The organism is Methylobacterium sp. GC_Met_3, from assembly GCF_026540775.1.
In the GTDB taxonomy this organism is placed as follows: domain Bacteria; phylum Pseudomonadota; class Alphaproteobacteria; order Rhizobiales; family Beijerinckiaceae; genus Methylobacterium.
The window spans coordinates 1-10,453 of record NZ_JALNUL010000087.1 but is presented as its reverse complement, the minus strand read 5'-3'; the positions used below and the strand labels follow the sequence as shown (position 1 = coordinate 10,453).

The window sequence follows — 10,453 nt, the reverse complement described above, 5'->3', positions numbered from 1 at the left end:
AATCGGATTTGCTGATTTCGGTCAGACTACGTCACTCCGGATTGCCGTCGCGCGCAGCACCGGGTGGTCCGCTTGGCGCCAGTTCCGGTCATTGAGTCCTGAAGGGCAGGTTCTCGAAACCAGACACCGAGGCGTTTCCAGTTACACCCTTAAATCCATACCAAGCTGGGCTACCCTATAAGCGCGTACGGCTGACCCAACTCGGAGTTCCGCTACGGCTGACCGCATAGCGGAAGTCGGCGGGTACTGCGCCAACGACGCCCCGTCCGAAGTCAGCACAACGGATGTCGAATTGATCGGGGCTGACCTGGGCGGCTTGGAATTCCGCACGCGCGGTGCGGTCGGCCGCCCAGGCTATGCGAGCTGCTGACTTGAAGAGGCGTGCCTCAAGCGGCGGATGTCCGCTTCGACACCGATGCGAGCGGCGGGGCATGTCGCAGGTCGGGCGGCGTCTTGAAGTCCCGGGCCGCGCCGCGGGATGCCTGGACGCCGCGCGGGAAGCCGCTGCGATCCCGATAGGAGCGCTTCCGTCCCACACTGCGGCTGTGCCGCGCCATGCTGGCCTGAGCGTCCATCAGGTCGACCGCCGTGATGCCGATCAGCAGCGCCAGGGCCACGACGACATTGCCGCGCTTCGGATTGTCCTCTCGCAGCGCCGTCAGCACGGTCGCAATGTCGAGGCCGTCCCCGGCCACCCGGCTCCACAGGCCGAGGTTCTTGTCGACCGACAGCGAGAGGATGCCGCTGCCGATCTCACGGGCGCCGTAGACGCGCACCAGCGCCTCCTTGCCCTCCATGCCGAGCGCCCGGGTGATGCTTCGGGGCGCCAGAAGTTCCGTGAGACCCAGGCCGAGGCTAAACCAGCCGAGCCCCTTCGCGAGGCTGTCCGGCACGCCGCGCGAACTCGGCCCGGAGCGCAGGACCTTCGGATCTCCCTCGGACCGCGTGATGTTCGAGAGGCTCGCGACGCTTGAGATGTTTGTCATAGTCTTCCTCTCGCAATGTCAGGGTTTGAGAACGACCTTGATGCAGCTGTCCTGCTTGTCCCGGAACGTCCGGTACATCTCGGGTCCCTTGTCGAGCGGAGCCTCGTGCGTGATGACGAACGAGGGATCGATCTGCTCCTCCTCGATCCGGCGCAAGAGATCGGCAGTCCAGCGCTGGACGTGAGTTTGCCCCATGCGGAACGTGAGGCCCTTGTTCATGGCCGCGCCCATTGGGATCTTGTCGACGAGGCCGCCATAGACGCCCGGGATCGAGATCAGGCCGCCCGGTCGGCAGACGTAGATCATCTCCCGCAGCACGTGCGGCCGGTCGCTCTCGGCGAGAAGGATCTGCTTGGCCCGGTCGTAGACCGTGTCGGGCATGGTGGGGCTGACGTGGCTCTCCATGCCGATGCAGTCGATGCATTTCTCGGGACCCTCGCCGCCGGTCAGCTCGTTGAGCCGCTCGACGACGTTCTCCGTTTCGAAGTTGATCGTGATGGCGCCGGCCGCCTCGGCCATCTCCAGACGCTCCGGCAGGCAGTCGATGGCGACCACCTGCTCGGCGCCGAGGAGGATGGCCGAACGGATCGTCATCTGGCCGACCGGCCCGCAGCCCCAGATCGCCACGGTGTCGGTGGGCTGGATGTCGGCCTGCACCGCCGCCTGCCAACCGGTCGGGAAGATGTCCGAGAGGAACAGCAGCTTCTCGTCGGGGATGCCCTCGGGCACCTTCTGGACCGTCGTGTCGGCGAACGGCACGCGCAGGTATTCGGCCTGGCCGCCCGGATAGCCGCCCGTGAGATGCGTGTAGCCGAACAGGCCCGCGGTGGTGTGGCCAAAAACCTTGTCGGCGAGGTGCTTCTTGCGGTTGCTCCGCTGACAGACGGAAAAGTAGCCGCGCTTGCACTGGTCGCACTCGCCGCAGACGATGGTGAACGGCACCACCACGCGGTCGCCCTTCTTCACCTTGCCGTTGAGTCCGCGCCCGGCCTCGACGACTTCGCCCATGGTCTCATGGCCCATGACGTCGCCCGGCAGCATGGCGGGGACGAAGTTGTGGAACAGGTGCAGGTCGGAGCCGCAGATCGCGCAGCTCGTGACTTTGATGATGGCGTCGCGCTCGTCCTCAATCTCCGGATCGCTGACGGTGTCGCAGCGGATGTCTTCCTTCCCGTGCCAAACCAAGGCTCGCATCGCCGTCTTCTCCCATCGGATGAGGTGCGAGAGCCGGATCCGGGCGGTACGGCCTATCCGGGCTGGTCTCTCGCGGGGATGGTGGTCGGTATTGCAACGGGGCGAACCGGGGCGGGGGCGGCCACGTTCCCGCGGACAATCCCCTAGGAAACCTCCGGCGTGAGCAGAGGGCTCGCGCTGGAGGACCGCCCGTGCGGGCAGCTCGGCCCCGCGTCAGACGGGCGGAAAGACCTGGATCATCCTGCGAAGGACGCGCGGCACTCGCAGGTGGGCCGGCAGCAAACCGGTCACGAGCATCCTCAGGAATCCGGCAGCGGATCGCATCCCCGGACGAAGGCCTGGGTGGCACGGATCGAGCGCAGGGTGCCTGTATCCGCACCGTGCTCCAGCGCCTCTCGCTCGAGGGCGCGGAGCTGCTCCAACAGGATAAGACGGCCTCGGCGAGCCGAGTTCGGCAGCCGCTCCTGCACCAGCGCGACCAGCTTGTGCATCATCGGATCGTCGACGGGCTTGGACGGGCTGTGCATGCGGCTCCTCTCACGGTGCAGCCGACCCACCGGAAACGATCACACGGAGCCAGACGCGGGCGATGGCGAGACGACGACGTGACGTGAGCGATCGCCTCCATCCGGATGAACGGACCTGCCCGCCCGGACAGACGATGCCTGTCTGGTTTCCAAGCCCGGAAGCCACGAAGGCCGGGCCGAGGCCGCTTGGAGCGCATCGCGGGCGCGAGGGCTGCCGTAGCGCTTAGAGACGGATGCGCCAGCAATTAGCCTCCAGACCCGTGATCAGCCCGCCCGACACCGTCGCCGAGCGGGCTGCCGAGGCGGCAGGACGTGAACCCGCCGCTCAAGGCTTGGGTCAGCGCGTGCCTGATGCTGCGGGCGCGTCGCCGCTGCCTTGTCTGGCGGAGGCCTCGGACTTGGCGGAGCCGCTATCTGATGTGGAGCCGCCCGAATCATTGAAGGACCCGGTCGTCTGCGGGTTCGGATTGCCCGGCGTGTTCGCACGCGCCGTCATGCCGCCCATGAACTCGCCCTGCTCCCAGCGCGACATGCCGACCGTGGCGAGCAGGTTTGTGGTCAGCGTGCCGGTGGGCTCCAGGCCCTGCGCCTGCTGGAAATGCGTCGCCGCGATCGTGGTGTCGTTGTTCCAGTTGCCGTCGAGGTGGCCGGCGGCATAGCCCCGCTGGTTCAGCACCTGCTGGATCTGGCGCACGCCGTCGGCATTCATCCAGATCGGCTCGCCGGGGCTGTCCGTGCGCTCCACGCCGATGCGCTGGTTGTCGACCTGCCGATCGCCGCCCGGGCCGGCCGCCTGGGTCGGCTGCGGCCGTGCCGCGTTGGCGGCCTGCGGGCCTGAGCCGTGCCCGGCCGAGAAGATCGAATCCGTCAGGCCGAGCGCGGCCACGAGGCCGACCTCAAGCCGTCCCGTCGGCTCGAGCGCATGCGCCTGCTGATAGCTGCGCGCCGCCTGAACGGTCGCGGGCCCCCAGCGTCCGTCCACCTGCCCCGTGTTCCAGCCCTGCTGGTTCAGCGCCTGCTGGATCTGCCGGATGCCGGCCGGGCTGACATAGAGGGGCGTTCCGCGGCTGTCCGCGCGCTCGACGACGATGCGCTGGTTGTCGGCTTGCTTGGTCCCCTGATCGCCGCCTTGGCCGCCGCCCTGCCGGTCGCGATTGCCGAGGACGATGTCCTGCTCGAGACCAAGACCGTAAGCGAGCGGTATGGTGAGCGTGCCGGTCGGCTCCATGTTCTGAGCCTGCTGGAAGCTGCGCGCCGCTGCCGCGGTCTGCGGGTTCCACCGCCCGTCGACCGTACCGGTGCTGTAGCCCTTCTGCGTCAAGGCCTGCTGGATCTGCCGGACGCCCGCCGAGCTGACGTAAATCTGTGTGCCCTGCCCATCTGCCTGGTCCTGGGTGATGCGTTGGTTGCTGACGGCCGATTGCTGAGCCTGCGCGTAACCGCCGGCCAAGGTTGCGATCATCGTGCTGACGAGAAAGACATGCTTCAGTGCCATGAAGACCTCCTGGTATGGACGTAGGGTCGAACCGGGCCGTCCTGCGCCAGTTTCCTCCGGATGAACCCGTAGGAAGCCTCCGGTCTGAGCGAATTTCCCGGGCAGCGAGATGATTTACTGCAGTGTTCGATCGAAATCGAGTCGAACCTACGGGAATGCCCGGATCGTTCTGGGAAGCGTCGAAGATTACTGCTGTGCCTCAAGGTCGCGCCAGCTGGCCGCCGGTCCGGAGGGACGCGATGACCGATGTCTTTTCGGATGCAGAAGGCGAGGCTTGCGCGCTCGAAGCCGCCGCCGCGATCGAGGCGGTCCTCAACCAACGGTGCCCGGACCTGAAGCGCGCCTTCTGGAGCGCCGTCGAGAAGCACTATCGGCCGGCCCCTGAGCCAGGGGGGCGGTCTCTGGCAGCACCGAGGCCGGACCCGGAGGCTCGGCCGCCTGCCTCGTTCCGATCGGGTTTGCCCTAAGGACGTATCGCAGGAAACGGTGGCGGCAGCGGCCGGTTCGCGACGAGAGTGACGCCTGCGGCGCACGGGATCTCGCGACAGGCTGATCATGGTAGCCGTCCTCGAACGCGCGTCGGGCGTCCTCGTAATGGGGATCGTTCTTCTCGACGTCTTCCTCACTGTTCTTTACGCCCGCATCGGCACCGGCCTGATCGCCGAGCGTGCCGCGCATCTCACCTGGATGGTCTTTCGCCGCGCTGCCGATGCGGCCGGGACGCATCGCGGAGCGGTGTTGTCCTTCTGCGGACCGGTCATCCTCCTCCTCTACGTCCTGCTCTGGGCCGTAGGCCTGACGCTCGGCGCTGGGCTCATCATCCACCCTGGGCTTGGGATAGGCGTGCAGGCGGGCAACGGCCCCACGCCTACGGGTGTCTTCACTGCGCTCTATGCGGGGGGCAGCAGCATGGCGATCGTCGGGGCGAGCGATTTCAAGCCTACGACCGACGCCTACCGACTCGTCTACTTGGTGAATTCGCTGATCGGGATGTCGGTGACCTCGCTGGTCCTGACCTACGTCATGCAGGTCTACGGCGCCCTTCGGCAGCGCAACGCGCTCGGGCTACAACTCCATATCCTCGCGGCGGAAACCTCCGACGCCGGTGAGTTGCTGGCGCGGCTCGGACCTCGCGGGCAGTTCAGCGGCGGCTACAGTCACTTGGTCGCGCTTGCCGACGCGATGGCCGCAATGAAGGAGACCCACCATTTCTACCCGGTGCTGTTCTACTTCCGGTTCCAGAAGCCTTATTATTCCGTGTCGGCGCAAGCTTACCTCACCCTCGACACCGTGTCGCTGATCCGCAGCACGCTCGCCGGCGAGGATACGGCATGGTTGAAGGAAGCCGCGGCGGTCGAGGCGCTCTGGCGGGTGGCCCAGATGCTGGTCGTCACCCTCGAAACGACTTTCCTGCCGGGTGATCCGCCTGTCACGAAGGCCGTTGATCCGCGCGAGCGACAGCGCTGGCGTGCCCATTGGGGGAGGGGCATGTCCCGGCTTGCCGAGGCGGGCATTGCGGTCGCCCAAGAAGAGGCGGCCGTACAGGCCTATATCGACCTGCGCACGCAGTGGTGGCCGCACATCGCCCGGCTTGCCCCGGCGATGGCCTATCGGAGCACGGACGTCGAAGGGCGTGGACCGGAGGTGTCCTAAGGGACGGGACGGATGCACGCGCCGCGCGTCAAGACCGATGGATAGAGCCCCCGTCTTGGAGCAAGCCCAATGGAGACAGTCGTCCCGATCGCCGTGATGGATCCAACCGTATCCGGACGTGTACGTCCGCGGCGGCGGACGGCGCCGGAGGGAGTCGACCCCATCTCTGCGTTGATCCGCAAGCTCGACGGCTTCGCCCCGCTGACGGAACCGGATCGGGCGGCGCTCGTCGGCTTGGCCCGCTATGTCCGGCCGGTCGAGCGGCACACCGTCCTCGTGGAGCAGGACGGCGTGGCCGACCATGCCCTCGTGGTCTTTGCCGGGTTCGTCAGCCGGTACAAGCGTCGCGCGTCGGGCCGGCGCCAGATCCTCGCCTATCTCATCCCCGGAGATCTCTGCGACCGCGGCGCGCTCCACGGTTACCCCCTCGACCACACGATCGAGACCCTGACCCGCTGCCGGATCGCTAAGGTCCCGCGCACGGCCTACCTTGAGCTGATCGGCGAGCATCCCGGTGTCGCGCTCGCGTTGCAGCGGGCGAAGCTCGCCGAAGAGGCGACGGCCCACGAGTGGATGGCCAATATCGGGATGCGCTCGGGCCCTGAGCGCATGGCCCATCTCCTGTGCGAGCTGCTGGAACGCCTCGGCTCGATCGGGCAGGTTGCGGCCGGTCAGTTCGATATGCCGTTGACGCAGACGGATCTGGCCGAAACGCTTGGCCTGTCGAGCGTCCATGTGAACCGCGTGCTGCAAACCTTGCGGCGCAACGGTTTGATCACGCTGCAAGGGCATCGCCTGCAGATCCTCGCGCCGCGACAACTGCGTGAACTCGCCGAGTTCGAGGCGGGGTACCTCTGAAAAGCGCTCTCCACCGACGTGGATGCCAGTGCGGCGCAGGTGGAGCATCGCCCCAGTCCCGGTTAGCCGGGCGGTGCTTCACCGCTCACCACCATGTCAAGGCCAGGAGCCGCGTATCTTCTAACGGTCGCCGTGCTCATTGGTGTCGCGATTCTGTTCGGCGGGGCGCACGCCGGCAGCTGACGCGATGAGAACAGCCTCGGGCAGGGTATGGACGCCGAGCGTCTCCATGACCCGAGCCCGGTGGATCTCCACCGTGCGCGGACTCAGGCCCAGCGTCCGGGCGATGGTCTTGTTGGTCCCGCCCGCGAGCAACCCCTCAAGCACCGCGCGCTCGCGCCCCGACAGGGTTGCAACCCGGTCCCGAGATGCGTCGCGCGCGCGCGACCGCTCGGCGACGACGCGGATACCGGCCAAAGCCGTTCTCACCGCCAGGAGCAGCACCTCCGATGTCCCGGGCGCTTCGAGGAAATCGATAGCCCCCGCCTTCATGGCGCGGACGCCGAAGCCGACATCGCCCTTGCTCGCCCCGATCGCCACGACAGGCAGGTGCGCACGATGGGCCTTCAGCTGGCTTGCCGTCGCGAAGCCATCGGCCTCCTCCAGTTCGAGCACGACGCAGCCTGGCATCAGGGAGCCCGCTATCTTGAGGAGGGCCTGATTGTTCGCGAAGGCCTGAACAGCGTAACCGCCGGCTTGAAGGACGGCGACGCGGTCCTGCCGGGCGGCATCCCTACCCGCAACCACGTAGGCGCGCAGGCTGTTCACGACGGTGATATCCTGCGCGATCCCACCGGCCGATCGAATATGCCCGTCCTCCGCCGGGACCGGGAAGAGGGTATCGCGGATCCGGCGCACGGTATGGTCCGAAGCGCGCAGGATCCGGTACTCGAGAACCAGCGTCTCACCGTCGCGGACCCTCTCCAACGCCTGAGCCGCGGCGTCGCGGTCCTCCGGGTGGACGCTCGCGAGCCAGGCTGCAGTATTTGGCATGTCCTTTCCAGGCATGCCCCAGACCTGTGCAAAGGCCGGGCTGAGGTAATCGAGCCGCCCGCTCTCCAGATCGGCGAGCCAGAGAACGTTGGCCGAATGCTCGGCGAAGCGCCGGAACCGGGCCTCGCCCGCACACAGGGCCGCCTCTGCGCGCTTTTCCCGATCGACGTTCTGCACCACCACGATGACTTGCCGAATTCGGCCATCTCCGCCGTGGACCGGAATGCCGCTGATCCGCATCCAGCACTCGTTGCCCTCCCTTGTCCGATGCAGAAAGCTCACGTTCTGCGTAAGCTCGCCCCGCATCGCCCGTGCGAACGGATAATCGTGCGGGCTCAAGACCCCGCTCTCCGGGTCGAAGCCGGTCCAGTGCGGCTGCACCTCCGGATCGAGGGAGGGGAGCCTGCCGCCGGGGAGATATTCTCGAAGGAGCGGATTGGTGAGCAGGGCTCGCGCTTCGATGTCAAACAGCCCAGCCCCGAACCGGAGATGCTCGATCAGAGCGTCGAAGCGCGTCTGTTGCGTCTGAATCTCCCGCAAGGCGGACCGGAGACGCTGCTCCGTTTGAAACCGGGCGGTGGTTTCATGGACGTGACAGAGCACACCCTGCACGCTGCCGCCTGCGTCCCGCACCGGCGAATAGGCGAACGTCCAGACGCTCTGCTCCCGCGTGCCATGGCGATCCACTGTAACGCTGTAGTCCTGCAAATAACTGGCTTCACCCCGCAGCGCCCGCTCCGTCACAGGTCCGACCTGCTCCCACGACTCCTCCCACACCTCGGGGAAGGGACGCCCCAACGCCTCGGGCTTGATGCCGAGGATCGGCAGGTAGGCGTCGTTGTAGAAGCTGATCAGGTCCGGCCCCCAGGCAAGGTAGGTCGGAAAGGCCGAGTTGAGCATGCGCTCAGTGTGTACCGGAGCGCTTGGGGCCATGTTTCGATCGGACCGAGCGGCGTCGACCTCCAGTCATGCTCGCGGATGCGGATGGCAACCTGACCGCCACCCGTGAGGAAATCTCCGGCCTCCACGTTGTCGACCTCCCAGACTCGCGTCGGAGCAGCATGTCGGCGCACGGCCCAGATCTTTGGCCATCATCGCTTGCCACATCGTTGGATCTGTTGTGGAGGCAAAAAATCAAATAGGTTAGAAGGCGGATCTCTCAATCGAACACGTGCGAGCTTTGGTTGGCCAGTCGATGGCGATGATCTCGACTCATATCAGATAAGCTTACCCGGGTCGGCCGCGATGGCATCCTCGGCAAAGCGCTTCTCGAGCCTGAAAAGAGTTGCTTTCTGGTCTTCGATCGCGTGGGCGCTGATTGTTCCGTGAGCTGCGCCAGTGATTGAAATATCGGTTATGCAGCATTGCGCGCCCCGAACGCGGGCAGGTCTGCAGACGGACACAGTTGAATGACGGCGGAAAATCTCAATCGCAACCAGCACCGGTCCGCTGAGCCGTTGAGAGCCGAATGCTGAACAGATTCCGCGCGGCTGCATCGGTAACCGTCATGACGCATTCACCGCCGGACCAAAGGTCATCCATGACGTTATCGATCATCAACTCGCGAATGATCCTTAAGGCCTCCATCCTGGCGGCCCCTAGATCCTCAAGATCAACTCCGTCTGTATCGACGTAGTGACGCGTTCCATCGATGTGGAAGAAGTAGCGGGGCATTTATGGCTCTGCCTAATCGGGCGAGCAAATTTAGGGGGCTCGGCAAGGGTCGGATCGGCCGAGTGCGCATAATCTGTCGGCTCTTCCGACGCTGCAGTTCAGTGCAGTTTGCGGCGCCCGCTGGCCGCCGACGCCGCCCAGAGAGCCTAGCGCGGCTCTCCCAAGCCGATGGCCTTGGCAAGGGCGGAGCGTTTCTCGGCGTAATTCGCCGCGACCATTGGGTAGTCGACAGGCAGGCCATAGCGCGCACGGTAACTGCGTGGGTCGAGCCCGTGACCAGTCAGGTGCCGCTTCAGCGTCTTGTAGCCTTTGCCATCGATAAAACTGATCAGCGCACCCGGCGTGACCGACTTGCGGATCTGCGCGGGTGTCGCCTTGGTGCTGGTCTTGATCGGCGTGTCCTCTGCCGCTCCGTTCGCAAGACCGTTCAACGCCGCACGGATAGAGCCGATGAGGCTCGGAAGCTCGGACATAGTCAAGGAATTGTTGGCAACATAAGCCGAAACGATAGTGCCGGCCACGTCCAAAGTGCTGACGGGACGACTGGTATTAATTTGCGTCATGAATCCTAATCCCTCGATCGATTTTCTAGTAGTGGTCATATTGATTCTATTATTGTGATGATTAACTTGAACAGCCGATAAAGTTCTATCAGAAGCTACAATTATTATGCGGGGACAATTTAAGTTTGATTTGATACGGCAAGTGGTAATTGCTCGAACCAAACTCTTAAATCGACAATCTGGAGCAGATACTGACAGCTTGGCTTTTCGCCGCGATCCTCCACCGGCATCACGGAGTGCGTCGCCATTCAGGCGCGATCCCTACCATCGGCCCTCGCAGCTTCAGAAATTGAGCCTTTGTTCGGATCGATGCCGTCCGCAAAATCCTGGCGTCGATCGCACACTAAAACGCGGCGCGCCTTGCACGCCTTGCCCCGGGTGGTGGTCCCGCCGTCTGCGTTGAAGCAGAAGCATGTCAGACGATCTCTTCAAGCCCCAACTGGTGCCGCCGGTTGCCTTCAATCACCGAGGGACAATAAATCATGTTAGTGCAACTTCTAATCGGCTGGG

The 10,453-nt window shown here is 65.1% G+C and carries 9 protein-coding genes; 2 read left to right on the top strand and 7 right to left on the bottom strand.

Annotated elements, in window-relative coordinates:
- Nucleotides 1-386: 386 nt before the first annotated feature.
- The 4 genes from OXS27_RS30645 to OXS27_RS30630 all read right to left on the bottom strand — a co-directional run bounded on the left by OXS27_RS30645 (nt 387) and on the right by OXS27_RS30630 (nt 4,202).
- The gene (locus tag OXS27_RS30645; protein ID WP_267361417.1) at nt 387-986 is read right to left on the bottom strand and encodes a hypothetical protein; all 600 of its coding nucleotides are present in this window, start codon (nt 984-986) and stop codon (nt 387-389) included.
- Between the two features lie 18 nt (nt 987-1,004).
- Complete coding sequence (locus OXS27_RS30640; RefSeq protein ID WP_267361415.1) at nt 1,005-2,180, bottom strand: zinc-dependent alcohol dehydrogenase; 1,176 nt, start codon at nt 2,178-2,180, stop codon at nt 1,005-1,007.
- 299 nt (nt 2,181-2,479) lie between these two features.
- On the bottom strand, nt 2,480-2,707 hold the full coding sequence (locus OXS27_RS30635) for a hypothetical protein (RefSeq protein WP_267361413.1): 228 nt from the start codon (nt 2,705-2,707) through the stop codon (nt 2,480-2,482).
- A 337-nt stretch (nt 2,708-3,044) separates the two neighbouring features.
- A complete protein-coding gene (locus tag OXS27_RS30630) occupies nt 3,045-4,202 on the bottom strand; it encodes a peptidoglycan-binding protein (RefSeq protein WP_267361411.1) in 1,158 nt (385 codons plus the stop codon).
- 555 nt (nt 4,203-4,757) lie between these two features.
- Between OXS27_RS30630 and OXS27_RS30625 the strand changes: the two genes are divergently transcribed.
- A complete protein-coding gene (locus OXS27_RS30625) occupies nt 4,758-5,855 on the top strand; it encodes a two pore domain potassium channel family protein (protein WP_267361409.1) in 1,098 nt (365 codons plus the stop codon).
- Between the two features lie 69 nt (nt 5,856-5,924).
- A complete protein-coding gene (locus tag OXS27_RS30620; RefSeq protein WP_243923498.1) occupies nt 5,925-6,713 on the top strand; it encodes a Crp/Fnr family transcriptional regulator in 789 nt (262 codons plus the stop codon).
- A gap of 120 nt (nt 6,714-6,833) precedes the next feature.
- Here OXS27_RS30620 and OXS27_RS30615 read toward each other — a convergent pair whose 3' ends face one another.
- The 3 genes from OXS27_RS30615 to OXS27_RS30605 form a co-directional block, all read right to left on the bottom strand.
- Entirely contained in the window at nt 6,834-8,606 is a 1,773-nt protein-coding gene (locus OXS27_RS30615) for a PAS domain S-box protein (RefSeq protein WP_267361407.1), read from the bottom strand.
- 525 nt (nt 8,607-9,131) lie between these two features.
- Nucleotides 9,132-9,380: a hypothetical protein gene (locus OXS27_RS30610; protein WP_267361405.1), complete on the bottom strand. Its 249-nt coding sequence runs from the start codon at nt 9,378-9,380 to the stop codon at nt 9,132-9,134.
- A gap of 146 nt (nt 9,381-9,526) precedes the next feature.
- Entirely contained in the window at nt 9,527-9,943 is a 417-nt protein-coding gene (locus OXS27_RS30605; protein ID WP_267361403.1) for a MucR family transcriptional regulator, read from the bottom strand.
- Between the last annotated feature and the right edge of the window lie 510 nt (nt 9,944-10,453).

What these genes read in the sequence shown, in the direction of transcription:
- OXS27_RS30645 (WP_267361417.1), bottom strand. Translation starts at nt 986, where the DNA reads ATGACAAACATCTCAAGCGTCGCGAGCCTCTCGAACATCACGCGGTCC.
- OXS27_RS30640 (WP_267361415.1), bottom strand. Translation starts at nt 2,180, where the DNA reads ATGCGAGCCTTGGTTTGGCACGGGAAGGAAGACATCCGCTGCGACACC.
- OXS27_RS30635 (WP_267361413.1), bottom strand. Translation starts at nt 2,707, where the DNA reads ATGCACAGCCCGTCCAAGCCCGTCGACGATCCGATGATGCACAAGCTG.
- OXS27_RS30630 (WP_267361411.1), bottom strand. Translation starts at nt 4,202, where the DNA reads ATGGCACTGAAGCATGTCTTTCTCGTCAGCACGATGATCGCAACCTTG.
- OXS27_RS30625 (WP_267361409.1), top strand. Translation starts at nt 4,758, where the DNA reads ATGGTAGCCGTCCTCGAACGCGCGTCGGGCGTCCTCGTAATGGGGATC.
- OXS27_RS30620 (WP_243923498.1), top strand. Translation starts at nt 5,925, where the DNA reads ATGGAGACAGTCGTCCCGATCGCCGTGATGGATCCAACCGTATCCGGA.
- OXS27_RS30615 (WP_267361407.1), bottom strand. Translation starts at nt 8,606, where the DNA reads ATGCTCAACTCGGCCTTTCCGACCTACCTTGCCTGGGGGCCGGACCTG.
- OXS27_RS30610 (WP_267361405.1), bottom strand. Translation starts at nt 9,380, where the DNA reads ATGCCCCGCTACTTCTTCCACATCGATGGAACGCGTCACTACGTCGAT.
- OXS27_RS30605 (WP_267361403.1), bottom strand. Translation starts at nt 9,943, where the DNA reads ATGACGCAAATTAATACCAGTCGTCCCGTCAGCACTTTGGACGTGGCC.